Source organism: Evansella halocellulosilytica (assembly GCF_002335745.1).
In the GTDB taxonomy this organism is placed as follows: Bacteria; Bacillota; Bacilli; order Bacillales; family Salisediminibacteriaceae; genus Bacillus_CA; species Bacillus_CA halocellulosilytica.
The window spans coordinates 5187311-5213079 of record NZ_NIST01000001.1; the positions used below are offsets into that span (position 1 = coordinate 5187311).

The following is a 25769-nucleotide window of genomic DNA, read 5'->3' on the forward strand; positions in this document are numbered from 1 at the left end:
AGTTACACACGTATGAAAACCATACGCTCCGCTACTCAAAACGTCGTCGCTTTGATCTACTCGCCTTTTTTTGTCCTCCTTTTTGAACACGCACTTAATAGTAAGTTTAAGTCGCTAAGCTTCCCTAAAAAAATTGTATGAACACTCTTTATTTGTTTTTTATTAACGATTTGCCAGTCATTTCAACCGGCTGTTTAACATTAAGTAATTGTAGGACAGTTGGAGCTAAATCTCCTAAAATACCATCGTTTCGCAACTCTGCATCCTTTTCCGTCACAATGACAGGAACAGGATTCGTCGTATGAGCGGTCATCGGTGTGCCTTCCGCTGTTTCAAGCATATCCGCATTACCATGATCAGCTGTAATCACAGCCTTTCCACCTTTTTCTAAAATTAAATCAACGACTTTTCCTAAACATTCATCGACAGCCTCAACTGCTTTTATCGTCGGTTCTAGTTTTCCTGAGTGACCGACCATATCAGGGTTTGCAAAGTTTAATACAATGACATCATGTTTATCTGCATTAATTGCCTCTACTAAAGCATCTGTCACTTCATATGCACTCATTTCCGGCTTAAGGTCATATGTTGCAACTTTCGGTGAATCAATGAGAATTCTTTCTTCTCCTTCATACGTCTCTTCCCGGCCACCGCTAAAGAAGAACGTAACGTGCGGGTACTTTTCTGTTTCTGCAATACGCAATTGTTTCAAACCGGCTTTTGAAACGACCTCACCCATTGTATTATCTAAGTTTACAGGCTCAAATGCAACATAGCCGTCAACTGTTTCACTAAAGTGAGTTAAACAAACGTAGTGAAGGTTTTCAGGGAATTTCTCCCCACGATCAAACCCGTCAAAGTTTTTATTAGTAAAAACTTGAGACATTTGAATCGCTCGGTCAGGACGGAAATTGAAGAAGATGACTGCATCATCGTCCTGAATCGTTCCACGTGGTGTCTCTCCATCGTCTTTTGTTATGACAGATGGTAATACGAATTCATCATGAATCTCATTTTTGTATGAATCTTGTAGTGCTTCAACAGAATTTTTATATTTCAATCCATCTCCATATACCATGGCACGATAAGATTTTTCCACTCGGTCCCAGCGTTTATCGCGGTCCATAGCATAATAACGGCCTTGGATGGTTGCAATTTCACCGATGCCAAGCTCTTTAAGCTTTTCATCTGTTTGTGCTAAGTATGTTTCAGCAGATTGCGGGCCGACATCACGTCCATCTAAGAAACCATGAATATAAACGTTTTCGACTCCTTGCTCTTTTGCAAGGTCTAAGAGAGCAAACATATGCTCAATATGACTGTGGATTCCGCCGTCAGAAAGGAGTCCATATAAATGAAGGTTCGTTCCTTTTTCTTTCACATGTTTCATCGCTTTCAAGAAGGTTTCATTTTTCGCAAACTCTCCTTCACGAATTGCCAAGTTCACACGAGTTAAGCTTTGATACACGATACGACCAGCACCAATATTCATATGACCGACTTCAGAATTCCCCATTTGTCCTTCAGGTAATCCGACCGCTTCTCCAGAAGCTGTCAAAGTAGAATGAGGAAACTCGTCCCAATAACGGTCGAAATTCGGTATATTCGCTTGAGCGACCGCATTCCCTTTTTCTTCGTCTCGAAGAGCAAATCCGTCAAGGATAATTAATGCTGTTGGCTGTTTACTCATTTCCTGCCTCCAAAAGCTGTAAGTAAGATTTTGGATCTAAGCTCGCTCCTCCAACAAGAGCTCCATCAATGTCAGATTGACTTAATAATTCATTAATGTTTGCAGGCTTCACACTTCCGCCATATTGAATACGAACAGCTTCTGCCGCTTCTTCAGATACACTTTCTTTGATGACGTTTCGAATGACACCGCATGTCTCATTTGCATCTTCAGACGAAGCTGTTTTCCCTGTCCCAATTGCCCAAATTGGTTCATAAGCGATAACAGTTCGTTTTATTTGTTCGTCTGTTAAACCACTTATTGCAGCTTTTACTTGTTTTGTTACAACATCTGCAGTTTCATTTGCTTCACGCTCTTGTAACGTTTCCCCGACACAAACGATCGGAGTTAAATCATGTTTGAAGGCAGATAATGTTTTCTCATTCACACTTTCATCAGTTTCTCCAAACATTTCACGTCGCTCAGAGTGCCCAATGACAACATAGGTTACTCCGATATCCTTTAACGCCAATGGACTCGTTTCGCCAGTAAAAGCCCCGCTATCTTCAAAATGCATATTTTGCGCTCCGATTTCCAAATCGGTTCCTTGTACTTCATTCACAAGTGTATCTAGAAACAGATCAGGTGCACAGACAATTGAGTCAACTGTTTCTTTTGCTGGAATAAGGCTCTTTACTTGATTGATAAAATCAATTGCCTCACTTTTTGTTTTATTCATCTTCCAATTTCCCGCAATGATTGGTTTACGCATCATCGTTCCTCCTTCAGTCACAAATGATTACTCTTTGTCGTTTAAAGCAACGACTCCCGGCAAGTCTTTGCCTTCCATAAATTCAAGTGATGCACCGCCGCCTGTTGAAATGTGATCCATCTTATCGGCATAACCAAACTTTTCAACAGCTGCTGCAGAATCTCCCCCGCCAATAACGGTGTAAGTATCTTCAGCACTTGCTAATGCTTCAGCAACAGCTTTTGTCCCAGTTGAGAATTTTTCTAATTCGAAAACCCCCATTGGGCCATTCCAAATGACTAACTTGGACTGCTGTACAACATTTCGGTATGTCTCAATTGTTTTTGGACCAATGTCTAGTGCTTCCCAGTCCGATGGGATATTTTCAATATCAACGACTTTCGTATTCGCATGTTCACCGAAATCATCAGCTACAGTAACATCTAAAGGCATATAAAAGTTTACGCCTTTGTTTTTCGCTTTTTGCATAAACTGGTTAGCTAAGTCGATTTTATCTTCTTCAAGCAACGATTTACCAACTTCATACCCTTGTGCTTTCACAAACGTATATGCAAGACCGCCGCCAATAATTAAGTTATCAACGTTATCTAATAAATTGTCAATGACGCCGATTTTGTCTTTCACTTTCGCCCCGCCGATAATCGCTGTAAATGGTCGCTCCGGAGTTGAAAGAGCTTTCCCTAATACTTCTAACTCTTTTTCCATCAACAAACCAGCTGCTGCAGGTAGATGATGTGCAATCCCTTCTGTTGAGGCATGTGCACGGTGTGCAGCACCAAACGCATCATTCACGTAGACATCAGCAAGTTCTGCAAACTTTCTAGCTAATTCTGGATCATTTTTTTCTTCCCCTGCTTCAAAACGGACATTTTCAATTAAGACAATGCCTCCTTCTTCAAGCTGAGAAATCGCTTGTTTCGGCTCTTCGCCATAAACTTCGTCCGTTTTGATCACTTCTTGTCCCAGTAAGTCACTTAAACGCTTAGCTACTGGGTCTAAGCGAAGTTCTTCAACGACCTCACCTTTCGGACGTCCTAAATGACTCGCCAAAATAACCTTTGCACCTTTATCCGTTAAATGTTTAATTGTTGGAAGTGCTGCACGAATTCTTGTGTCATCTGTTACTTCGCCATCTTTCATCGGCACGTTAAAGTCGACACGGCAAAATACACGCTTACCTTTTACATCCATATGACGAACAGACATTTTGTTCATAGGAATGCCTCCTTCGTTTTAACTATGAGGAAGTGTTAAGAAATACTCGGGATCAATACCTTCATCCTTCTTAGCCTTCAACTATCATTTTTTCCCTCTATGATCGTATCAAAAACTACATCCAGATTAAAAGATCAATACTAGGATGCCAAAAAAATTAAATGAAATGCTATAAATAAGAAAATCGTGAACAATCCCGCCTTATGTAAAAGTAATTGAGTTCACAGACTTTTACTAACCCCGCGGCGTATGTATCCAATTACGTAACGACGGTCGGATCAAAAACCTCCAAAAACGTAACTCAACTTTTCCTACATGTTAAACATTCTTCTCTAAAATAGAAGTGGCGGTCTTGAACAGATGAAAGAGGAGATCTGGAAAAGTACCGTCTCCTCTTTCAATCATTTCAATTGTATGTTACTTCATGTGAGGATTATAGTCCTTGTTTTGCAATATATTCAACAAGGTCAACAACACGATTAGAGTAACCTGCTTCATTATCATACCAAGAGATCACTTTTACCATGTTTCCTTCCATCACCATTGTTGAAAGTGCATCAATTGTAGAAGATGATGGGTTTCCGTTATAGTCACCAGAAACTAATGGCTCTTCGCTGTATGCTAGTACACCGTTTAAGTCGCCTTCTGCAGCTTCTTTAAATGCTGCATTCACTTCGTCTGCTGTTACTTCTTTGTCCAATTCAGCAACAAGGTCAACGAGGGAAACGTTTGGTGTAGGTACACGCATAGCTCCACCATTTAGTTTTCCTTCTAATTCAGGAAGAACAAGAGAAACTGCTTTTGCTGCTCCTGTTGTAGTTGGGATAATGTTTTCAGCTGCTGCTCTAGCACGGCGATAATCTTTATGTGGTAAGTCTAAAATTTGCTGGTCATTCGTGTAAGAGTGAACAGTTGTCATCATTCCGCGCTTAATACCAAACTTGTCATTCAATACTTTTGCAAATGGTGCTAAACAGTTTGTCGTACAAGATGCGTTTGAAATAACGTGGTGGCTGCCAGCGTCATACTTATCTTCGTTAACACCCATAACAATCGTAATGTCTTCTTGAGAAGCTGGAGCAGAAATGATTACTTTCTTCGCACCTGCTTCAATATGTTTTGCAGCATCTTCACGCTTCGTGAAACGTCCTGTAGATTCTACAACAACTTCAACACCAAGGTCAGACCAACCAAGTTGAGCAGGGTCGCGCTCAGCTAAAACTTTAATTTCTTTACCATCTACAACTAAGTTTTCACCTTGAACTTCTACTGTTGCGTCAAGTTTACCGTGAACAGAGTCATACTGTAGTAAGTGAGCAAGCATGTTTGCATCAGTTAAATCGTTAACAGCAACGATCTCAACCTCTGGGTTATTTAATGCTGCACGGAAAACGTTACGTCCGATTCGACCAAATCCATTAATACCAACTTTTGTTGTCATAAAAAATTCCTCCTTAAGAATATAAAATCAATAATTTATCATCAAAGGGAAAACCCTTGAATGGCATTGTTATATCGACGGGCTAGCAGATCGCTGATCCCATCAAGCAAACTCTAAAAGTTTTTGTCTCTTATACGTACTCATTTCTTGATGTTTACAGCTCGGCAATAATCGCTTTTGCTGCACCTTCATCAGTGACAAGTACTTCACTCGGACCATTTTTCATATAAGCTTTGATCGCCTTTGCTTTCGATGCACCACCTGAAACGGCAATAATGTGAGGAATGTCTTGCAAATCTTCAAGCTGTAAACCAATCGTCAACACTTTATGAATAATATCCCCTGTCTCATCGAAATAATAACCAAAGGCTTCGGCTACTGCATTTTCATTTTGAAGTTTCTGAATGACCTCTACTGAAGAATTGCGGCGTTCAGCCATTGTTTTTGCTTCCCCTATACCGTGAACAACCATGTTCGCTGAACGAATCAACTGTAATATTTGCTTAATCGAAGGCTCTTCCACAAGTGAAGCATATGAATCTTTACTCAACTGGTCTGGCACGTGAAGTAATTTATAACTCCCCATTGCTTTTCTTGCCATCGTCGCGCAAATTGTATTTGCTTGGTTTTCAACTTGTTCACCGAGACCACCGCGTGCCGGAACAAACATTGCTTGTTTTAAATCGGTATCTGGAATCATCATCTCTGCTACGGCGGCAATCGTCGTTCCACCTGTTACGGCAATCGTATTGTCATTTTCAGACAGCTTTTTTTTCATAAAGGAAACGCATGCTCTTCCCATCTCCTTTTTGACCCATGAAACATCATCGCTGTCTCCCGGAACGATAATGACTTCTTTTAATCCTAGAATGTGCCGAAGCTTCTCTTCCAGCGAACGGATATCGAAAACATCTTTCATAACTTCTTCCAATTGAACAAGGAGATTTTTCCCTTCTTCCGTTAACGTCATTCCCGATGTAGAAAAGTGGATGAGTCCTTGTTCTTTGAGAAATGTGACTTCACTTCGAAGTGTCCTTTCTGACATTTCGAGGTTGTTCGCTAACGTACGTCTTCCAATCGGCTCCATTAGCCTAATGAACCGCAACACTTTGAACCGCATGCCTAGAACGTCAACTAAGTCTGGTAATAGTTTTTTTTGAATGTCTAAAAGCATGTTCATGTTTAAAGCTCCTTTTGCAACGTAACCTTATCGGGATCATTTTCGTCCCTCGTAGACTTATTGTGTCCCACCCAAGTGAAAAAAAAGACCATTTCTCTAATTACAATTATTTGGAAGGAGATTATGTAGCCTTCTCATTCATATTGTAGCAAGGAAATGGTTATCAGGCAACTATTAAGATGTAAAGATTTCATGAAGCTTTTCTTCAAGCGTGTAATAAGAAATAATCCCCTCATCAAGCACATTGCCTTTCACATCTTCGAGTACAGGAATTCTTATCTGATATGTTTCTAGCCACTCATCATTTTGATATATATCTCTTATTTTTAATGTAAATGGATATTGCTGCTGAATTTCCTTCACAACTGCAAGACCTTTTACACAAAGAGGGCAGTCCTGTTTCGTATAAAAATAAAATGTCATATCGGATAAACTCCTTTTTTTCCTTCCTAACTAAAGGAAAGTATAACTGCTCAGCTTACACAATACACGTAAAGAGCAGCAAACCGGAAGCTAGCTGTACTCGTAACATTACCGATCGTATGTTGCCGTAATTACGTGATTGTTTTACGAACATGCTTCCAAGTACCTCAGCAAATACTCTATACGTAAGACTCTGACAATCATGCCTTCTTCAGCCTTTGAAGACAATTTTCATTGTAACAGAAGAATTGATACTCTTTAATCAAAACGTTTTCTTTGTGAAGAAGAAGGAATATGCATTTCCTCACGATATTTTGCAACCGTCCTTCTTGAACAGGTTATGCTATGTTTATTTTTTAGTTCATCTGCAAGCTTTTGATCGGATAAGGGCTTCCTTTTAGATTCCTCATCGATTAATCGTTTTAAGATGATTTTCACTCGTTCTGAAGAGGTTGATTCACTTGTTCCTTTTCCTACAGTAGAAGTAAAGAAATATTTTAGCTCATACAAACCTTTTGATGTTTGAATGTATTTATTCGTTGTAGCTCGAGAAACTGTCGATTCGTGAACATCTACTTCTTCAGCGATATCCTTTAACGTTAACGGCTTCAAGTGCGAAGGACCGAATTCAAGAAAATCATATTGGTGATTGACAATTGCCTCTGTCACCATTTTTAATGTTTCTTGACGCTGTCGGATACTTTTCATAATCCAGTGAAATTGATCGTATTTTTGCTTTACATACTGCTCAATTTCATTCCCTTTGTCCTGTAAAAGTGAACGATATTTTACGTTCATTGAAACTTGAGGCAGATGCTGTTCATTTAACGTAACGATATATTCACCTTGTATCTTTTTTACTGTAACGTCAGGAACGACATACTTTGCAGGTTCAGAATGAAAAAGCGCTCCTGGTTTCGGGTTTAATGTTTGAATGTAGTCGGCAATAAGTTGAATATCTTCAATTTGTATCTGAAGGTCAGAAGCAATCTTTTTAAATTGCTTTTTAGCCAGCTCATCAAGATAGTTTTCAACAACAGTCTCTGCCAGTGTATCTTCCATGACTGCTTGGCGTATCTGAATGAGTAAACACTCTTTCAATGAAGAAGCTCCAACGCCATAAGGCTCAAAGCCTTGCAATATTTCTAACGCTTCTTGTACAAGGTCCTGAGGCTCATTCATTTCTTCGGCCAGTTCTTCCACCCTTAACTTTAAATAACCGTTTTCATCAACATTTAAAACTAAATACGTTAATATCCTCTTCAATTGAGGTTCTAAATGTAAATATCGAATTTGATTTAATAAATAATCTTGGAGACCTTCCTCTCGATCACTAACATGATCGATCGGTGAATAATCCTCGTCATCATCTTCATCGTTTCTATGCTTACTTCCATAAGACATTAAAGATGAGGAATCAAGCTTTTGTCGTTGGATTTCTTCATGAGCTTCACTATCCTTCAGCTCAATTAACGGATTCTCCAACTGCTGTTCATGCAAATAATCCCGTAAATCGAGAACGGAATATTGTAAGATTGTAATCGCTTGGCGTAATTCATTTGTCATGACCAGTTTCATTGATTGCTTTTGAAACAATCCAAAATCCATGTTCATAAGGCTCTTCCTCCCTAGGCCTATTATACATGATAATTCGGTTCCTTTGTGCGGTTAATGAACAACTCATCTCATTGCGGGCATATAAAATATTTCCTGTAACATTTATATATTCAAAACACATCAGTTTTACGAATGATTTATCCGAAACCTCCATTACACAACCAACAAGGAAAAAAAAGAAAATATAGTTTGAAAAGCAGGATTTTCGGTTATCATGAAGTATGTTATGTTCATAAGATCTTTTTAAGTGAAATCATTTGACCTTTATTGACCTTTAAAGGTATGATAATGGTGTAGCAAGATCATAAAGACAGTTCAAAAAGATCTGCTGCTTTGGAGCAACCTTTTCTCTTCAGGTCATTCTATATACTAGACTCGATTTTGGAAGTAAGGGTGCTACTAGTACTTTTTGAGATTGTCTTTAGGAACTCACATACACATCCTGTAAGATAACAAAAGGAGGAGTATAGAATGAATTTAGTACCAACAGTTATTGAACAAACAAACCGTGGAGAACGTGCATATGATATTTATTCACGATTACTTAAAGACCGTATTATTATGTTAGGAACGCCAATTGATGATAACGTTTCTAACTCAATCGTTGCTCAGCTGCTCTTTTTAGCTGCAGACGATCCGGATAAAGATATTTCCTTATACATTAACAGCCCTGGAGGGTCGATTACATCAGGAATGGCCATCTATGATACTATGCAATTTATTAAGCCGAAAGTCCAAACTATTTGTATCGGTATGGCCGCGTCAATGGGTGCATTTTTATTGGCAGCTGGTGAACCTGGCAAACGTTTCGCTTTACCAAACAGTGAAGTCATGATTCACCAGCCATTAGGCGGTGCTCAAGGGCAAGCATCTGATATTGAAATACATGCGAAACGTATCATCCACATGCGCGAAAAATTGAACAAAATTCTTTCTGAAAGAACAGGTCAGCCCCTTGAAGTAATTGAACGCGACACAGATCGTGACAACTTCATGGACGCAGCGGATGCGAAAAAATACGGTTTAATTGATGACGTCATGGATAAAAAACTAAACAGCTAAAAACATATGACAAGAGGATTAATGAGAAAAACGAGCTGGGATTTAACTAAACAATCCTAGCTCGTTTTTTGGTTAATGATCATCGCGGACCTTTATATAAATCTGTTTATTCGGATAGCTTTTTGTATGCCATAAATATTACCATACGTTCGAAAATGCGACAGGCGGTGGCTCTGGCAGGAAGAGCAATTGCGGAAGATCCCCTAGGCTGACACATTGTGCCGCCTAGGATGTTGAGGCATTGTCCGCCGTAAAGAAGACAGTGAGAATGCAAAAAAGTGAAGCATGAGTAGATGTCCTCACTTGTGTCCCCCACGGTGAAATCGCTACCGATCGCAATTTGAGCTCTATTGAATAATAAGGAAAAGCTCTTGGTTATGAACTATTACTCTTCTGTTTCCATAAATGTCACGAGCGTTTCCATTGCAGTCTGCTCGTCAGCACCATCGACAATTAACGTCACTTCCGTATTTGCACTGATCGCTAAACTCATAATCCCCATAATACTTTTTGCATTCACTTTCTTATCATCTTTTTGAATGAAAATATCAGAACCGAACCGATTTGCTTCCTGTACAAATATTGCAGCTGGCCTCGCTTGTAACCCCGTTTTCCTTTTTACGACAACTTGTTTTTCCACCATTCCCTTTCCTCCTTACCCATTTTAAACATTATTTTCAATCTATAAAAATCAAGCGCTTTCAACTTTGTTTAAACAAGGAGCAGGAGCTATACTTGTTCTCCTGCCCTTAATTTGTTTGCAAATTCATCAATTTTACGTAACCGGTGATTGACACCTGACTTACTCACTTTACCGCTTTGTACCATTTCACCAAGCTCTTTTAGCGTAACATCTTGATGCTTCACCCTTAATTCGGCAATTTCTCGTAATTTATCAGGCAATGTTTCTAAGCCGACTTCCTTTTGAATAAACTTAATGTTTTCGACTTGCCGCATAGCAGCTCCAACTGTTTTGTTTAAGTTTGCTGTTTCACAATTAACGAGTCGATTAACCGAATTTCTCATATCTTTCATAATTCGAACATCCTCAAACCGAAGCAAGGCTTGATGAGCTCCAATTACATTTAAAAACTCGCTGATCCTTTCCCCTTCTTTCAAATAAAGTATAAACCCTTTTTTTCTTTCTAATATTTTAGCATTCAGGTGAAAATGATTCATTAATTTTAATAGTGATTGAATATGCTCTTCATAAATAGAGAAGATCTCTAAATGATAGGAAGATGTTTCTGGATGATTCACAGAACCCCCCGCTAAAAACGCACCACGCAAATAAGACCTTTTACAGCAATCTTTTTTAATCAATTCTGAAGAGATATCTCTTGTAAAAGCAAATGTTTCATCAACGATACTTAAATTTTCAAGTAAATGCCGTGCTTTTTTAGAGATCCTTACGACATACACGTTATTTTTTTTCAATCTCATTTTTCTTCTTACGAGCAATTCAACATGCACGTCGTATAGTTTTTTGATCAATGTATAAATACGGCGGGCAATCGCTGCATTTTCCGTTTGTATGTCGAGCGTAATTTGCATTTGGCGTAACGATATCGATCCATTCATGCGAATTAAGGCTGCAAGTTCTGCCTTTGCACAGCATTCTTTCGTTTCAAGCTGTGTAAGTTCTTTTTTCGTCATGGAAGCAAAAGACACCTGCCTCACCTCCAAACTTTATTCATTTTACACATAAAATCTTTTATAGCATTGAAACTAATCGTTGCGAAAGCTTCGATGCATCATGACGTAATAAATGGTTTTCAAAATATAGCAGGTCATCACCGAATATGTCGAGACCCATTTTTTTCAAACGTGCTTCATCAATTCTCACTTCTTCTGCTCCTTCTTCTGCATACCGTTGAGCATATGAGTAAGGAATCGGCTGCGTATTCACTAGAACTGCATTCAGGAAGTGATCACCAACATGATCATATATTGCTTGCACATGATCAGCTGCTGTAAATTGATCGGTCTCACCAGGCTGTGTCATGACATTACAAATGTACACTTTCCAAGCCTTTGAATTTCGAATTGCATCTGCCATTTGCGGCACGAGCAAGTTCGGGATTATACTTGTATACAAACTTCCAGGTCCAAAAACGAGCAAATCAGCGTTTTCAATCGCCTCCAATGACTCATGCAACGGCTCTGGGTGTGACGGCTCAAGAAAAACTCGCTTAATTTTTTTACCAGATAGAGGAATTTTCGATTCGCCCTCAATATACGTACCGTCTTCATATTCAGCATGAAGAACAATTTCTTCATTGGCTGCCGGTAAAACTTTTCCTTTTACATTTAGCACTCGACTAAGTTCTTGGACTCCTCGAGAAAAATCGCCTGTGATTGAAGTCATACCAGCTAGGAGTAAATTGCCTAGCGAATGTCCGCTAAGTCCGTTCCCGTTTTCAAATCGGTGCTGGAAAAGCTCCTCAACGAGAGGTTCGACTTCAGAGAGAGCAATAAGAACGTTTCGAACATCCCCAGGTGGCGGGATGCTTAATTCTTTTCTTAACCGTCCTGAACTGCCTCCATCATCAGCAACTGTGACAATAGCTGATATATCAACCGGGAACGTTTTCAGCCCCCTTAATAAAACGGACAGTCCAGTTCCTCCCCCAATGACGACTACTTTAGCTTTCTTCAACCTTCACGCTTTCCTTTTTCATAATCACGATGAGTCACATACGTATAATACCCATCTTCAGCTAGCTGTTTCTTAAAATACTCAGCTAGTGTAATTGAACGATGTTTCCCACCTGTACAGCCAATCGCTAATACGAGCTGACTCTTCCCTTCTCGTTTATAATGGGGGAGAATGAGCTTTAATAAATCGTGCAGCTTCTCAATGAACTGCTGTGTTTCTGACCATTTTAACACATAATCTGATACTTCTTTATCCAAGCCAGTTTTGGGCCGCATACTTTCAATATAGTGCGGGTTTGGTAAAAATCGAACATCAAATACTAAGTCGGCATCAATTGGAATCCCATGCTTGTACCCGAAAGAAAGAATGTGTACATTAAATACTTGCTTTTCTGTACATGAAAAACGCTGAATAATTCTTTCTCGTAATTGGAGCGGCTTAAGCTCCGTTGTATCAAGAATCATCTGTGCTTGACCTTTTAAATCATCGAGAAGTTTTCTCTCGACAGCGATGCCTTCTAACGGTGGCCCTCCGGCTGCAAGCGGGTGGGATCTTCTCGTTTCTTTATAGCGTCTGACTAACACATTGTCCTTTGCGTCCAAAAATAGGATTTGCGGTGTAACCATTGATTCAGCACCAATCGTATCAATCGCTTCAAAAAGTTGATCAAAAAATTCTCTGCCACGTAAATCAATGACTAACGCAACCTTTTGCATTTTTCCGCCGGATTCTTTTACTAAATCAATAAATTTTGGAATAAGTGCTGGTGGTAAGTTATCGATACAAAAATAGCCCATATCTTCAAAGCTTTGAACAGCAACGGTTTTTCCTGCTCCAGACATACCAGTTATAATGACTAATTCGAATTCTTCAGTTTGTTGTTCAATTTTGGCCATTGTCCATCCCCACCTTCTGTATATTTTGTTTCGTCTCATAAACTTTTGGCGGTTTTCCGGCAACTTCCAACCGATAAGATAATAAATCAAAGCCTTCTGTATAAGTGAAGTTCCCGTACATGATTCCTTCTCCATGAATCACATGGTCGAAAATCTCGTAATCACCTTTAGCCATCTGTAAATTTACAAACTCATTTTTTTGTTTCCAATCAAGTATTCCTTCAGGTGATTCATTTAACATTTGACCTGTGTATTTCTTCGCTTGAAAGGTAAACATCATCCACTCATCTAAAATGTTTCCCTGTTCTTCAATAATAATTGTATAAATCCCTCTTAATTCAGGTTGTTTAATGTTTAATCCAGTTTCTTCTTTAAATTCTCTTGTCACACTTTCAAGGATGGATTCTCTTTGCTCCATTTTACCGCCCGGAGCAACCCACCACCCTCTGCTCGGTTTTTTTAACATTAAGACATCATCATTGTTCATTAATATACAATTCGTCACTCGCTGCACGTATCTCACCTCTATCTATTTTTCAGGTCAAACGATCGAGGTAATGCCGAATATATTGCTTATATTGATTATTTTTTTAAATTACAGTTTATTGATAATTATACTTTAGCGTATTCAAGATCCAGAAATTTATTTTTCCCTAAGTTTGAAACGAAAGATATGACAGTAACAATATAATTATACTACATCTTATTTGTTACAACCAATAAGTCAGCTTCCTTTTACTTTTTACCCGTTTTTGATCAAAAAAAGGGCACGGGCGATTTGCCCGTGCAAAGTGAATATATAAAAAGGGGGTCAATTACTATTTATATCTTACCCTGTTTTTATTGCAGCATTGTTACAGTTGAGTTAAGCGACAGTTACTTTTTATTAAGTCTAAAAAATATTTCACACTTCTTTTCTAATACAGCCCGTTTAAAAAAGTATAACAGCTTGTGAAACCGGTTGTATACGCGTCATACATTCAACGTTTGCTCGAATGAGCAACAGACATAGAAGCTCTTATACTTCCGCACAAGTCTTAATGGCGAAAGTATAAGTTGCACTTTTACGATCGTCCATAGGTTGAATGTTGAATTCATTTTGATAGTACAAAGAAAAAACGAGTCGTAATATGTTAAAACCAACTCGTTTTTCTCTATAATGGCTTTTGGCCAGCATCATGTTATGACTTTGTTGCTTCTTTCAATTCTTCCATTAAATTTTCTACATAATGTTGTGCTGCTTGCGCTGCAATACTTCCATCACCAGTAGCTGTAACGATTTGGCGCAGCATCTTTTCACGAATATCCCCTGCTGCAAAAATACCTGGTACTTTCGTTTCCATATCAGCGTTCGTTTCAACATATCCATCATCATTTGTAATTCCTAAGTTAAGGAATGGTTCATTGATAGGCAGCATTCCGATGTAAATGAATACACCATCTGTTTTAAACTCTCGCTCAGATCCGTCCTGATTATTAACGAGTGTCACACTGCCAACTTTCCCGTCTTTGTCATTAATCTCCTTAACGACATGGTTCCAAATGAAATCGATTTTGTCATTATCAAATGCACGATCTTGTAAGATTTTTTGTGCTCTCAGCTGATCTCGACGGTGAACAACTGTTACTTTGCTGGCAAAGCGCGTAAGGTAAACCGCTTCTTCTACAGCAGAGTCTCCTCCCCCGACAACGACAAGCTCTTTCTCTTTAAAGAACGCACCGTCACAGACAGCACAGTAAGATACACCTCTGCCGCTTAATTCTTTTTCTCCAGGTACATTGAGTGATTTATATTTAGCACCTGTTGTAATAATGACCGAGCGTGCCTTGTACTCACCGTTTCCAGTGACAATTCGCTTATATTCCTTGCCGTCAATAATTTCTTTCACATCACCGTAGGCGTATTCCGCACCGAACTTCCTTGAGTGTTCAAACATTTTATTAGACAAGTCGGGACCTAAAATATGGTCATAACCTGGGTAATTTTCAACATCTTCGGTGTTTGCCATCTGCCCGCCTGGAATGCCTCGCTCAATCATAACAGTTGAAAGGTTTGCCCTGGATGTATAGACGGCTGCAGTCATGCCTGCAGGTCCTGCTCCAATAATAGCAACATCATAAATTTTTTCTTCGCTCATGGTTCATCTCCCCTAGTGAAATGAGTTTCATTTTCAATAAATTTTGATTCAAATCTATCCTAAGGCATATTGATTTAAAAATCCAAAACCTTGCTCACACTTCTTTTCAACGTGCATTTAAAATACACTACGATTTTTCTCTAATCGTTGTGAAAACTTCAAACATATGTTGATAATAGCTCATGTTCTGCTATTTTTAGCTTTTACTTTCGAAGATTAAAACATACAAAAGAAAGGTTCAACAATTCAACCGTTACGTTAGAATAGCATTGTTCTTGGTCCTTCTTTTACATAGAATAAAAAAACCATTTCACGTTCGGTAATTGGTCTACATTCTGCAAATGTAAGCTTGTTAAATACTCATCAATTATGTCACTACGTTCAGGGTCCAATTTTTTTGTTTTCTCCCAAAGCTTTTCTGCCGCTTTCTTATCTTTATTCATCCACGCTATAACCGCCATTTGATGGTAGAATGCAGGAAATTTGTGAAATGAGCTTTTCCGGGAAAGCTTTTGATACCAACGATATGATTGATCATATTCAGCTAAGAAAAACAACGTCTTTGCTAAATAATATTGATGCCAATCATTCATTGGTCGTAAATCGATAAGGTTATCAACCCAAATTCCCGCTTGCTCTTCATTATTCTTTTTTAATAGCTGAGCCATTAAGCATTGTGCTAAAAAATTCGGTTCATTTTTCAATAGTAAATCTTTTAGAATAGATTCCGCTTCGTCTTCCTGACCTTGGTTCATTAACGATTCAGCTAAATAAGCATAGACATCCCACTCTTTAGGATGTTTCGTTAAATGTCCTCTTGCTTCTTTTTCTGCCCATTCGTTATTCCCTTTATTTAAATAGTCAATGATCATATCTTCCGGACCAGATTGAACTTGTTCAACCTCATCTTCATTTAATAATAGTTCACTGTCGATCATATCTAAAAGAGAATATGCATCTTCTGAAAATTCCCCATCTGGGTCAAGCTCCAAGTATTTATGAAGATGCTGATTTGCTGATTTCAATTGTCCAAGGTGGGCAAGATTATTCGCATAAAAAAAATGACTTTCTGAGAGTGTATCATCGTCTTTATTTAATATTAGTTCTTCCAAGATGACGTTCGCCTCTTCATAAAGGCCTTGTTCAGCACGAATAATTGCTAACTGACATTTAAATACAGGCTCATCTGGTTCCATACGAATCGCTCGTTCAATATATTGGATAGCATGGTCAATTTTACGGTTTTGATAGGCTTCAATTCCCTTTTTATAAAAATATGCGCCATTTTGTAAAAAGGGGATAATTTGGCCCCGTTTTTCATTTACTTCCATTTTCCGCACGTAAGGAGCCCTCCAATCTTCTCGTTCACTTATGAGAGTATACCACGCACAAAACGAATGAACAACGACAAGTGCCAGGCACCTGGTAAATGATTTCCAGGTGCCTGGCACTTGTAAGTATTTGTAATTTATATTTTGTAATTTACAATATCATTTATATCTTTATTCTTTATGGCGCTCTTCGAGCTTTCTCATGATGTCATCAAGTGGAACCTTCTGTTCACGAAGTAAAACAAGCAAGTGATAAAGTAGGTCTGCGCTCTCCGATGTTAACTCTTCTTTGTCACGATTTTTTGCTGCAATAATAACCTCAGACGCTTCTTCTCCTACCTTCTTCAAAATTTTATCGACACCTTCGTTGAATAAGTATGTCGTGTAAGAACCTTCTGGACGTTCAGTTTCTCTAGTTGCAAGGACGCTTTCTAACGTATTTAATATGTCAAAGCTGCGTTCTGGACGATCGACAAGTCCTTTTTCTTTCTGATCTTGCTTCGTCTCCTCAAATAAACGCCCCTGAAAACAACTGTACGTGCCGTTATGACAAGCCGGACCATTAGGATGAACGAGAATGACGAGGGCATCTTTGTCACAGTCGAAGCGGATGTCTACAATCAGCTGTGTATTTCCCGATGTTTCCCCTTTATGCCATAATTCCTGCCTTGAGCGGCTGAAAAACCACGTTTCCTTCGTCTCGATACTCTTTTGCAATGACTCTTTGTTCATATAAGCAACTGTCAGCACCTCTTTACTTTGGGCATCTTGCACGATAGCTGGAATCAGCCCTTTTTCATCAAACTGAATCTCGTGTAGTTTCATCGGATTGGAAGCCCCCTCTCTTTTAAGTAGTCTTTTACTTCTGCAACTGACGTTTCTTTATAATGGAAAATTGAAGCGGCTAATGCAGCATCTGCCAATCCACGTTCAAATACATCAAAAAAATCTTCTTTTGAACCCGCGCCGCCTGATGCTATGACGGGTACTGACACCGCAGAACTAACAGCTTTCGTTAAGTTAAGATCAAATCCTGTTTTTGCCCCGTCTTGATCCATACTCGTTAGTAAAATTTCTCCCGCTCCACGCTCAACAACTTCTTTTGCCCATTCGATCACTTCACGCTCTGTCTCCTTACGCCCGCCATGCGTGTAGACACGCCATGATTGCAGCTTATCATCCCACTTTGCATCAACCGCAACGACGATACATTGCGAACCAAAATAGTCTGCACCTTCTGTGATGACTTCGGGATGATTAACTGCTGCAGTATTTAAAGACACTTTGTCTGCACCCGCTCGCAGAATTCGTTTCATATCATCAACCGTATTGATCCCTCCACCGACAGTAAACGGAATCGCTAATGTACCTGCAACTTCCTCAACGACGTCAACCATCGTTTCACGACCTTCGTGTGAAGCAGAAATATCTAAAAATACGAGCTCATCTGCACCTTGTTCATCATAAAAAGCCGCCAGTTCGACCGGGTCCCCTGCATCACGCAAATCGACAAACTGAACCCCTTTTACGACTCTTCCTTCCTTCACATCTAAACAAGGGACGATCCGTTTCGTTAACATGAAGACGTCACCTCGTTCAATGCCTGAGTCAAGGAAACTTTGCCAGTATAGAGTGCCTTGCCGATAATCGCTCCAGAGATACCGTCCATTTCATATTTCTGTAACGTCTTAAGATCTTCGAGTGAACTGACGCCGCCAGACGCAATCACTTGCTTACCTGTTACCTGACCTAATTGAGCGATCGCTTCAACATTCGGTCCCGAAAGCATTCCATCTCGTGAGATATCAGTCATAATAAACGTTTCAGCACCATAAGAAGCTAGCTCTTCACCAAGTTGTTCTGCTTTCACCTCAGACGTTTGCAGCCAACCGTGTGTCGCAACATAACCATCACGAGCATCGATACCAATGGAAATTTGCTTTCCTCCATATTGTTTCAGCATCTCTTTAACGAAAAACGGGTCTGAGATTGCAGAACTACCTAAGATGACACGAGAAACCCCTTTGTTGAGATAAGCTTCAACATCACGCGGTGTACGTATGCCGCCGCCTACTTGAATGTTTGCATGTAGCGTTTTCGCACATTCGAGCACTGCCTTATCGTTCACAGGAGCTCCTTCTTTCGCTCCGTCTAAATCAACGATATGAATCCAGTTCGCCCCTTGCTTTTGAAATGATGTCGCCATTTCAACTGGAGAGTTACCATACACCGTTTCTTGTTGATAATCCCCTTGCAGCAAGCGGACACATTTTCCACCGCGTATATCGATTGCCGGATAAATCGTAAACATCAAGCTCACATTCCTTTCCATTTCGTGAAGTTATGCAACATCGTCATTCCTAAAGTACTGCTTTTTTCCGGATGAAACTGTGTCCCCCATACAGAGTCACTACCAACGACTGCAGGAACGAGCTGTCCATACTGAGTCGAGGCAATTAATACATCCGTATCTTTCACGTCAACGGCATATGAATGAACAAAATATACATGGCCAGAAGAGACATTCATTAAAATTGGGTGATCAATTTGATGCAAACGAAGCTGATTCCACCCCATATGCGGCACTTTATAAGATTTTCCGTCCTCAGTTTTTCCGGAAAAACGCCTCACATTTCCAGGTAACAGTCCAAGTCCTTTCGTTAAACCATTTTCTTCACTTTCATCAAACAATAATTGCATTCCTAAACATATTCCAAGCAATGAACGTCCTCGCATTGACCAATCTTGTAAAAATTCGATAAGGTCTCGCTTCCTTAGTTCATCCATCCCATCACGGAATGAACCAACGCCTGGCAAAATGAGCCGGTCTGCCTTTTCAAGTTCTTCTTTTTTTTCCGAAATAAACGGGGTAACACCAATTCTTTCAAGCGCTTTGGTCACGCTATGCAAATTCCCCATCCCATAATCAACAATGCCAATCATCACAAACTTCCTTTCGTAGAAGGTACACCTTTCACGCGTGGATCAAACATCGTCGCTTCGTCAAGTGCCCGTCCTAACGCTTTAAATATTGCCTCGATGATATGATGAGTGTTTTCGCCGTAATGAACGATGACATGTAAGTTCAATCGAGCTTCTAACGCTAACTTCCATAAAAATTCTTTAATTAATTCCGTATCAAAAGTACCTACTTTTGCAGCAGGCAGTTCACCACGAAATTCTAAATGCGGACGGTTGCTCACATCGATGACGACTTGGGCGAGTGCTTCATCCATCGGTACGTAAGCATTCCCATATCGTCGAATACCAGCTTTATCACCGACAGCCTCTTTTAATGCTTCTCCTAAAACGATACCGATATCTTCTGTCGTATGATGGTCGTCAATCTCTACGTCACCTTTTGCTGAGATTTTTAAATCAAACAGACCGTGGCGTGTAAAAAGATCGAGCATATGACTCATAAACGGTACATCCGTATCAATATCCGCATTTCCTTCACCATCTATTAAAAATTGAAGTGAGATGTCCGTTTCATTCGTTTTTCTCGCTTTAAGGCTTTCTCTTTTCTTTTCCATCTGTCTCCTCCAATCGCTTTTCAACCGCTCTTGCATGGGCTTCTAACCCCTCAAGCCTAGCAAATGCTGCAATTTTATCTGCATCACGCTCTAAAGCATCTTTCGTATAAGAAATAATGCTCGATTTTTTCGTGAAGTCTTCGACAGTTAACGGACTGGAAAACCGTGCTGTTCCATTCGTAGGCAGCACATGATTCGGTCCAGCAAAATAATCACCGACAGGCTCTGAACTATGTTCACCGATAAAGATCGCTCCTGCATGACGGATTTTCGCTAAGTGTGTCCACGGATCTTGAATCATCACTTCTAAATGTTCTGGTGCTAATTCATTAACTGCCTGAATGGCTTCTGTTAAATGTTCAGCTATATAAATAACGCTATGGTTGCTTATTGCTTGTTTGGCGATTTCACGTTTTGGCAATGTCGACAGTTGGTTCTCTACCTCTTCAGCAACCGTTCTAGCAACAGCTTCTGACGTCGTGACGAGAACGGCGGATGATAACGGATCGTGTTCAGCTTGTGACAGTAAATCTGCTGCAATATAAACTGGATTTGCACGGTCATCTGCTAAAACAACGATTTCACTCGGACCAGCAATCATATCGATATCTACAATTCCAAATACGTGCTGCTTCGCTAAAGCTACGAATATATTTCCAGGTCCTACGATTTTATCAACAGATGAGATCGTTTCTGTTCCGTAAGCAAGGGCAGCAATTGCTTGTGCACCGCCTACTTTATAAATCTCTTTCACCCCTAATTCCGCCGCAGTGACTAGTACAACTGGATTTAAACTACCGTCTTTTTGCGGTGGAGAAGTCATCACAATTCGTGACACTCCTGCTACTTGAGCGGGTACTACATTCATTAAAATCGTGGATGGGTAAGCCGCTCTTCCTCCAGGTACATATACGCCAGCTGCATCAAGCGGGGTCACTTTTTGACCGAGAATCGTACCATCCACTTTTGTCGTCATCCATGACTGTTGCACTTGGCGCTTATGAAAATCATAAATATTTTCTCGTGCTTCCCGAATAATCTGTATCGTTTTCTCATCGACCTTTTCATAAGCTGCCACCGTTTCTTTTTCTGAAACGAGAAGGTTATCGAGTTCAACATTGTCAAACTGTTTCGTATACGTCTTGAGTGCTTGATCACCATTTTTTTTCATGTCGGTAAGTATATTCATGACAGCCACCTTCTGCTCATCCGTTCCATGGTCAATGGAACGCTTCAACGATGGCCTTTCACTTAATTGGATGATTTTCATCGTGCCCTCTCCTTTTCGATGACAGATGCAAGCCGGTTGACCATGTCGTCAATTTGTCCAGACTTCGTTCGGTAACTGACAGGGTTCACAATAAAACGCGATGTAATGGACATCATCGTTTCCATTTCCACGAGTCCATTCTCTTTAAGTGTTCTTCCTGTAGAAACAATATCAACGATTCTGTCAGCTAAACCTACGATTGGTGCTAATTCGATCGAGCCATTTAATTTAATAATTTCAACCTGTTCTCCTTGCTGTCTAAAATATTCAGAAGCAAGGTTCGGATATTTCGTTGCAATTTTCGGTGAAATATCTGCCTGTGGGTTATAAGTCGGCAGTCCAGCCACCGCCATATAGCATTCACTAATTTTTAAATCGAGTACTTCATATACATCGCGTTTTTCTTCAATCATCACGTCTTTTCCAGCGACCCCGACATCTGCAACACCATGCTCCACATACGTTGGTACATCCATCGGTTTAGCTAGAATAAATTGCATTGACGCTTCTGGAACATCGATGATCAGCTTCCGAGACTCTTCAAACTCCGGCGGGAGCGAGTAATCTGCTTTTCTTAAAAGGGCGACAGCTTCTTCAAAAATTCGTCCTTTCGGCATTGCTACCGTTAATACGTTTTCTTCTTTTTCTGTCATGATTGACTCCCTCCCTTTCCGTTAGAGCCGACTAAGTAAATGACTTCACGAAATTGATTCGTAAACGCATCGATATTCGTAATCCCTCTTATATCTTGCATCACGACTGAGCGATTACTTTTACGCATCTCCATCGCTTGATTCATCGCTTCTTTTCTGCGTTCTTCGCTAAAAACAAGGCAAATATCATGTAGCACCGTTTCTTTCTTTTTTCCTAACGCTTCAGTTAAATAATCAAGGCGGATACCAAAACCAGTTGCAGGTTCTCCCTCATTAAACTTACTAAGCAGTTCATCATACCTGCCCCCGCTTCCGAGCGGATACCCTAATTCATCGCTGTATGCTTCAAATACCGTCCCTGTATAGTAACTCATATGCATAACTAAATTTAAATCAATTAAGATATGATCCATTAAATGATAGGATGATAACACATTCATTAAGTTTTCTAATTCGTTAATAGCCTGATGACCTTCATTCGTTTCCACTAGTGTTCTAGCCTTCTCGATCACTTCTGTTCCGCCTTTTAGATGTAGAAGTTCGTTCAAGCGCCTGCGGTCTATCGATGACAATGTAAGCTGATCAACCTCTTGGCGGAATCCGACGTAATTTTTTTCGTATAAATATTTGCGAAAGATTCCAGCACGCTCATCATTGCCTAATATATCTTTTAGTAGCGCATTAACAAACCCGACATGACCAATGGCAATTTGAAAGAAGCTCAGTCCGGCTTTTTCTAATGAAGCGACCATAAGTGCAACAATCTCTCCATCAGCACTGTTCGATTGATCGCCAATCAACTCCACGCCAATTTGTTCAAATTCCGCTGATCGGCCTCCTTCACGCTGCTGTGACCGGAAAACAGGTGCGTCATACGTAAGCCGTAATGGACGTTCAGCATTTTTTAACGTTGAAGCTACGATTCTTGCGATCGGGGCTGTCATGTCCGGCCGTAAAACTAACGTATTTCCTTCTTGATCCAATAGTTTAAAAAGTTGTTGATCAAGAATCGCTGACGCTTCTCCCACCGTTTCGTGATATTCTAAAGTCGGTGTTTCAACAGACGAATACCCCCAACGAGCAACTTCGCTTGAAATCGTGTCTCGAACTTGTCTTTTTAATTCGTATAACTCTGGCAACGTGTCTCTCATTCCAATTGGTTTTTCAAACATATATCTCTTCGACATGCAGCTAACACCTCAAGTTCATTATTTATCCGATCGTCTTATTTTAGTATGCGGATTACGTGCGATTTCTTTACTAAAAGCTGTTTTATAAAAGGTTGTTGCATTTATATATTAAGATTGTTCGAACTCGTTACTTCATTTGCTTTAATGTGTTTTAACACAATTCACTTTAGTTCACTAATGTGATAATGCAATAAAGATGATAATTAGTAGTCTACAAGGATTCACACCATCCGTCAACAAAAAGCTATGAATTATTTGAAAGTTTATTTTTTGTAAAAAGAAGTTGATTCGTTTCATAGTTGAGGATATATGGATATTGGTGGATTTCGCGTTTTTCTATTCTTCGCGCGGAATTATAAGTAATTTCGGGGGGCGGGGGAGATTTTATTACGAGAAATTCTGAATAATGCCTGAATCCGTGATAACCGAGTTGATATGCCATACATCTACTCGCTTTCCGCGGGCGATCCGCGAGCTTTTCCCACAGGAAAGAGGATTGCTTCTTCGAAAATACATCGATTTGTCTCGACGGATATACGACAGAGCCATACTAGTAGAGGAAGAGACAGTCTCGTAGATTCCTGTCATATCAACCAATGTAGCTAAAATTCGGTGCATAACCGTCACACCCTTTATAAGTCCTGCTCACTCCTTCTTTCTTGGTATTTGAGTTGTCCTTTAGATATTTGATTCATTCTTTGTCGAAAAGTAGCACTCGATGGAACACTTTTTATACCTAATGCACGATGGAAGAAGGGATCTTTTCAGAATGGTTCAATATGGTCAAAATCGTTCTTACTCTGACATAGAATCCCGATATAAGATGTGATGACATCACCATTTCTAATGGCTGGAGCAGAATTTATCTCAGGAACATTTAAGCTAGTTAAACGAGTGGAGAGTTCCGTTTTTGATAAAAGTAAACCAATTAGACCTAATCCAGAATGAGTGGATAATGTTTCATCAGAGGCTTCTAAAATAAATTTCATCATAACACCTTCCTGGTGAATAAGAATTTAAATAAAATAATAGTTCCTTTTGTAATTAAAACAAGGTTTGAAGACTTATTTATGAAGAATCTTCTGTTCACTCGAAGAAGTGAAAGGCGGCAACTCCAGCGACGAGCAAAGCTTCTAGAATCAACTACGAGTTGTCTCGACGGATATGCTACAAAGCTTGACTCGTAGAGGAAGAGACAGGAGCAATAGCTGAAGACCCCGCAGACGCTGGCCTTTGCGTTGAGGAGGCTGAGGACGTGCCCGCGGAAAGCGTCCGCCAGTTACGGATTCGAGTATTTACTCCACCAAGTTAAATCGAAAGATTTATACGATTCATACAAAGAATAAATTAATTCATCACGGATTCAGGTAATTGCGATTAACTTCCAATTTATCCCAAATTTCCACTTGCATAAAAAACGCCTCAGAAAATGATCTGAGACGGATTTACATATTTTTTTCTTCTGCTTCACGTTGTTCCTTCGTTTTGATCACTTGCATCGGGTTTCCTCCGACAAATGCTCCTGGTGGGACATCTTTATGGACAAGTGTACCTGCAGAAACAATTGCCCCCTCACCAATTTCAACACCTGGCAAGATTGTGGAGTTTGCCCCAATCAGGACATTGTCCCCGATGTGAACATCACCGAGACGATATTCTTTAATTAAATATTCATGGGCTAAGATCGTTGTATTATATCCGATGACACTATTTTTTCCGATGCTTATTTTTTCGGGAAACATGACATCCATCATTACCATTAACGCAACTGCTGCTTGATCCCCGACTTTCATTTTTAGAAAAGTACGATATAACCAGTTTTTCATGCCAAGAAATGGGGTGTATCTTGCCATTTGAATGACGATAAAGTTTTTTACAACTTTTAAAAATGGGACGGTTCGATAAATTTGCCATAATGAATTTGCTTCTTTAACCGGATATCTCGTTGTGCGCCTCATTACTCGCACCTCTTTCTGTTTATTTCGAAGATCATGAGATTGACTTATGAAGATGGTGTCGTCTTCGTGTCAATCCCTAAATATGTTAACAAATCAGGCATCGTATTCAGCATAACATCAGGTTCGAATGAGGCAAGGTGTGCTTCTCCTTTTATACTCCAAGCAACACCCGCTGTTTTCGTCCCTGTATTTCTTCCTCCAAGAATATCGTGCTCGCTGTCACCTACCATGATGGCAGTCTTTGGTTTGGAGTCCAAAGCATTCAGTGCCATAAGAAGAGGTTCTGGATCTGGCTTGTAATTCGTTACTTCATCTAACGAAACAACAACATCGAAAAATCGATCTAGGTTCATAAGCTGCATTCCCCTTAATGCGGTTTCGCGACGTTTTGTCGTAACGATTGCGAGCTTGTAGCCTCGCTCATCCAAAGTTTTAACTGTTTCATAAACACCTTCATACTCCTGTACTAATTCATCATGCTTTTCATGATTGAATGTACGGTAAACATTAGTCATTTCCTCAATTTTATTAGGGTCGAGCTTCTCAAACGTTTCTGAAAGCGGCGGTCCAATAAAGTGAATGACATCTTCACGCTCATACTTTCCTGGGTAATAATGTTCCATCGTGTGGAGGAAAGATTCAACAATTAACTCTATCGTATTGATTAACGTGCCATCTAAATCAAATAAAACCGTATCTATATGACTGTTTGCCTGTTTCATCACTAAAAACTCCTTTTTTGTATATCTTCATTCTTGC

Annotated in this window: 25 protein-coding genes and 1 pseudogene; 1 reads left to right on the forward strand and 25 read right to left on the reverse strand. The window is 39.8% G+C overall.

What is annotated here, in order from left to right:
- Nucleotides 1-148: 148 nt before the first annotated feature.
- The 7 genes from gpmI to rpoN all read right to left on the reverse strand — a co-directional run bounded on the left by gpmI (nt 149) and on the right by rpoN (nt 8314).
- On the reverse strand, nt 149-1690 hold the full coding sequence (gene gpmI, locus CD001_RS24555; RefSeq protein WP_096190196.1) for a 2,3-bisphosphoglycerate-independent phosphoglycerate mutase: 1542 nt from the start codon (nt 1688-1690) through the stop codon (nt 149-151).
- Entirely contained in the window at nt 1683-2441 is a 759-nt protein-coding gene (tpiA, locus tag CD001_RS24560; RefSeq protein WP_096190197.1) for a triose-phosphate isomerase, read from the reverse strand. The genes gpmI and tpiA overlap by 8 nt, the downstream gene beginning before the upstream one ends.
- A gap of 27 nt (nt 2442-2468) precedes the next feature.
- Complete coding sequence (locus CD001_RS24565) at nt 2469-3656, reverse strand: phosphoglycerate kinase (protein WP_096190198.1); 1188 nt, start codon at nt 3654-3656, stop codon at nt 2469-2471.
- A gap of 433 nt (nt 3657-4089) precedes the next feature.
- Entirely contained in the window at nt 4090-5097 is a 1008-nt protein-coding gene (gene gap, locus CD001_RS24570; protein WP_096190199.1) for a type I glyceraldehyde-3-phosphate dehydrogenase, read from the reverse strand.
- A 154-nt stretch (nt 5098-5251) separates the two neighbouring features.
- Nucleotides 5252-6277 carry a sugar-binding transcriptional regulator gene (locus CD001_RS24575; RefSeq protein WP_096190200.1) on the reverse strand — a complete coding sequence of 342 codons (1026 nt, stop codon included), beginning with the start codon at nt 6275-6277 and terminating at the stop codon, nt 5252-5254.
- Between the two features lie 174 nt (nt 6278-6451).
- The gene (locus tag CD001_RS24580; protein WP_096190201.1) at nt 6452-6700 is read right to left on the reverse strand and encodes a glutaredoxin family protein; all 249 of its coding nucleotides are present in this window, start codon (nt 6698-6700) and stop codon (nt 6452-6454) included.
- Between the two features lie 258 nt (nt 6701-6958).
- The gene (gene rpoN, locus CD001_RS24585) at nt 6959-8314 is read right to left on the reverse strand and encodes an RNA polymerase factor sigma-54 (protein ID WP_096190202.1); all 1356 of its coding nucleotides are present in this window, start codon (nt 8312-8314) and stop codon (nt 6959-6961) included.
- 474 nt (nt 8315-8788) lie between these two features.
- Between rpoN and clpP the strand changes: the two genes are divergently transcribed.
- Nucleotides 8789-9379, forward strand: a complete 591-nt coding sequence (clpP, locus tag CD001_RS24590; protein ID WP_096190203.1) for an ATP-dependent Clp endopeptidase proteolytic subunit ClpP — start codon at nt 8789-8791, stop codon at nt 9377-9379.
- A 385-nt stretch (nt 9380-9764) separates the two neighbouring features.
- On the opposite strand, the gene CD001_RS24595 is transcribed toward clpP, so the two are convergent.
- The 18 genes and pseudogenes from CD001_RS24595 to ppaX all read right to left on the reverse strand — a co-directional run bounded on the left by CD001_RS24595 (nt 9765) and on the right by ppaX (nt 25732).
- Entirely contained in the window at nt 9765-10022 is a 258-nt protein-coding gene (locus tag CD001_RS24595) for an HPr family phosphocarrier protein (protein WP_096190204.1), read from the reverse strand.
- Between the two features lie 86 nt (nt 10023-10108).
- Complete coding sequence (gene whiA / locus CD001_RS24600; RefSeq protein ID WP_096190205.1) at nt 10109-11050, reverse strand: DNA-binding protein WhiA; 942 nt, start codon at nt 11048-11050, stop codon at nt 10109-10111.
- A 43-nt stretch (nt 11051-11093) separates the two neighbouring features.
- Nucleotides 11094-12038, reverse strand: coding sequence for a gluconeogenesis factor YvcK family protein (locus tag CD001_RS24605; protein WP_096190206.1), 945 nt, complete (start codon nt 12036-12038; stop codon nt 11094-11096).
- Nucleotides 12035-12934, reverse strand: coding sequence for an RNase adapter RapZ (gene rapZ, locus CD001_RS24610; RefSeq protein ID WP_096190207.1), 900 nt, complete (start codon nt 12932-12934; stop codon nt 12035-12037). Before rapZ ends, CD001_RS24605 begins: the two co-directional genes overlap by 4 nt.
- Nucleotides 12921-13457, reverse strand: coding sequence for an NUDIX hydrolase (locus tag CD001_RS24615; protein ID WP_257009933.1), 537 nt, complete (start codon nt 13455-13457; stop codon nt 12921-12923). The genes rapZ and CD001_RS24615 overlap by 14 nt, the downstream gene beginning before the upstream one ends.
- A gap of 658 nt (nt 13458-14115) precedes the next feature.
- Nucleotides 14116-15072, reverse strand: coding sequence for a thioredoxin-disulfide reductase (gene trxB / locus CD001_RS24620; protein ID WP_096190209.1), 957 nt, complete (start codon nt 15070-15072; stop codon nt 14116-14118).
- Between the two features lie 287 nt (nt 15073-15359).
- The gene (locus tag CD001_RS24625; RefSeq protein ID WP_257010011.1) at nt 15360-16403 is read right to left on the reverse strand and encodes a tetratricopeptide repeat protein; all 1044 of its coding nucleotides are present in this window, start codon (nt 16401-16403) and stop codon (nt 15360-15362) included.
- 171 nt (nt 16404-16574) lie between these two features.
- The gene (hisIE, locus tag CD001_RS24630) at nt 16575-17228 is read right to left on the reverse strand and encodes a bifunctional phosphoribosyl-AMP cyclohydrolase/phosphoribosyl-ATP diphosphatase HisIE (protein WP_096190211.1); all 654 of its coding nucleotides are present in this window, start codon (nt 17226-17228) and stop codon (nt 16575-16577) included.
- On the reverse strand, nt 17225-17983 hold the full coding sequence (gene hisF / locus CD001_RS24635; protein ID WP_096190212.1) for an imidazole glycerol phosphate synthase subunit HisF: 759 nt from the start codon (nt 17981-17983) through the stop codon (nt 17225-17227). Before hisF ends, hisIE begins: the two co-directional genes overlap by 4 nt.
- Nucleotides 17977-18714, reverse strand: coding sequence for a 1-(5-phosphoribosyl)-5-[(5-phosphoribosylamino)methylideneamino]imidazole-4-carboxamide isomerase (hisA, locus tag CD001_RS24640; protein WP_096190213.1), 738 nt, complete (start codon nt 18712-18714; stop codon nt 17977-17979). The genes hisF and hisA overlap by 7 nt, the downstream gene beginning before the upstream one ends.
- Before the next feature lie 5 nt (nt 18715-18719).
- Nucleotides 18720-19346, reverse strand: a complete 627-nt coding sequence (gene hisH, locus CD001_RS24645) for an imidazole glycerol phosphate synthase subunit HisH (protein ID WP_096190214.1) — start codon at nt 19344-19346, stop codon at nt 18720-18722.
- Complete coding sequence (hisB, locus tag CD001_RS24650) at nt 19346-19939, reverse strand: imidazoleglycerol-phosphate dehydratase HisB (protein WP_096190215.1); 594 nt, start codon at nt 19937-19939, stop codon at nt 19346-19348. Before hisB ends, hisH begins: the two co-directional genes overlap by 1 nt.
- Nucleotides 19914-21209, reverse strand: coding sequence for a histidinol dehydrogenase (gene hisD, locus CD001_RS24655; protein ID WP_096190216.1), 1296 nt, complete (start codon nt 21207-21209; stop codon nt 19914-19916). Before hisD ends, hisB begins: the two co-directional genes overlap by 26 nt.
- Nucleotides 21206-21862, reverse strand: coding sequence for an ATP phosphoribosyltransferase (gene hisG, locus CD001_RS24660; protein ID WP_096190217.1), 657 nt, complete (start codon nt 21860-21862; stop codon nt 21206-21208). Before hisG ends, hisD begins: the two co-directional genes overlap by 4 nt.
- On the reverse strand, nt 21859-23049 hold the full coding sequence (locus CD001_RS24665; RefSeq protein WP_096190218.1) for an ATP phosphoribosyltransferase regulatory subunit: 1191 nt from the start codon (nt 23047-23049) through the stop codon (nt 21859-21861). Before CD001_RS24665 ends, hisG begins: the two co-directional genes overlap by 4 nt.
- Nucleotides 23050-23647: 598 nt before the next feature.
- Nucleotides 23648-24044 (reverse strand): annotated as a pseudogene (locus tag CD001_RS27430) (IS1380 family transposase); the annotation flags it as partial.
- A 453-nt stretch (nt 24045-24497) separates the two neighbouring features.
- The gene (locus CD001_RS24675; protein ID WP_096190220.1) at nt 24498-25010 is read right to left on the reverse strand and encodes an acyltransferase; all 513 of its coding nucleotides are present in this window, start codon (nt 25008-25010) and stop codon (nt 24498-24500) included.
- Between the two features lie 44 nt (nt 25011-25054).
- Entirely contained in the window at nt 25055-25732 is a 678-nt protein-coding gene (ppaX, locus tag CD001_RS24680; RefSeq protein WP_096190221.1) for a pyrophosphatase PpaX, read from the reverse strand.
- Nucleotides 25733-25769: the final 37 nt, after the last annotated feature.

Excerpts from the sequence above, each read along its gene's own strand:
- gpmI (WP_096190196.1), bottom strand. The coding sequence starts at position 1,690 with ATGAGTAAACAGCCAACAGCATTAATTATCCTTGACGGATTTGCTCTT.
- tpiA (WP_096190197.1), bottom strand. The coding sequence starts at position 2,441 with ATGCGTAAACCAATCATTGCGGGAAATTGGAAGATGAATAAAACAAAA.
- CD001_RS24565 (WP_096190198.1), bottom strand. The coding sequence starts at position 3,656 with ATGAACAAAATGTCTGTTCGTCATATGGATGTAAAAGGTAAGCGTGTA.
- gap (WP_096190199.1), bottom strand. The coding sequence starts at position 5,097 with ATGACAACAAAAGTTGGTATTAATGGATTTGGTCGAATCGGACGTAAC.
- CD001_RS24575 (WP_096190200.1), bottom strand. The coding sequence starts at position 6,277 with ATGAACATGCTTTTAGACATTCAAAAAAAACTATTACCAGACTTAGTT.
- CD001_RS24580 (WP_096190201.1), bottom strand. The coding sequence starts at position 6,700 with ATGACATTTTATTTTTATACGAAACAGGACTGCCCTCTTTGTGTAAAA.
- rpoN (WP_096190202.1), bottom strand. The coding sequence starts at position 8,314 with ATGAACATGGATTTTGGATTGTTTCAAAAGCAATCAATGAAACTGGTC.
- clpP (WP_096190203.1), top strand. The coding sequence starts at position 8,789 with ATGAATTTAGTACCAACAGTTATTGAACAAACAAACCGTGGAGAACGT.
- CD001_RS24595 (WP_096190204.1), bottom strand. The coding sequence starts at position 10,022 with ATGGTGGAAAAACAAGTTGTCGTAAAAAGGAAAACGGGGTTACAAGCG.
- rapZ (WP_096190207.1), bottom strand. The coding sequence starts at position 12,934 with ATGGCCAAAATTGAACAACAAACTGAAGAATTCGAATTAGTCATTATA.
- trxB (WP_096190209.1), bottom strand. The coding sequence starts at position 15,072 with ATGAGCGAAGAAAAAATTTATGATGTTGCTATTATTGGAGCAGGACCT.
- CD001_RS24625 (WP_257010011.1), bottom strand. The coding sequence starts at position 16,403 with ATGGAAGTAAATGAAAAACGGGGCCAAATTATCCCCTTTTTACAAAAT.
- hisIE (WP_096190211.1), bottom strand. The coding sequence starts at position 17,228 with ATGAAACTACACGAGATTCAGTTTGATGAAAAAGGGCTGATTCCAGCT.
- hisF (WP_096190212.1), bottom strand. The coding sequence starts at position 17,983 with ATGTTAACGAAACGGATCGTCCCTTGTTTAGATGTGAAGGAAGGAAGA.
- hisA (WP_096190213.1), bottom strand. The coding sequence starts at position 18,714 with ATGTTTACGATTTATCCGGCAATCGATATACGCGGTGGAAAATGTGTC.
- hisH (WP_096190214.1), bottom strand. The coding sequence starts at position 19,346 with ATGATTGGCATTGTTGATTATGGGATGGGGAATTTGCATAGCGTGACC.
- hisB (WP_096190215.1), bottom strand. The coding sequence starts at position 19,939 with ATGGAAAAGAAAAGAGAAAGCCTTAAAGCGAGAAAAACGAATGAAACG.
- hisD (WP_096190216.1), bottom strand. The coding sequence starts at position 21,209 with ATGAAAATCATCCAATTAAGTGAAAGGCCATCGTTGAAGCGTTCCATT.
- hisG (WP_096190217.1), bottom strand. The coding sequence starts at position 21,862 with ATGACAGAAAAAGAAGAAAACGTATTAACGGTAGCAATGCCGAAAGGA.
- CD001_RS24665 (WP_096190218.1), bottom strand. The coding sequence starts at position 23,049 with ATGTCGAAGAGATATATGTTTGAAAAACCAATTGGAATGAGAGACACG.
- CD001_RS24675 (WP_096190220.1), bottom strand. The coding sequence starts at position 25,010 with ATGAGGCGCACAACGAGATATCCGGTTAAAGAAGCAAATTCATTATGG.
- ppaX (WP_096190221.1), bottom strand. The coding sequence starts at position 25,732 with ATGAAACAGGCAAACAGTCATATAGATACGGTTTTATTTGATTTAGAT.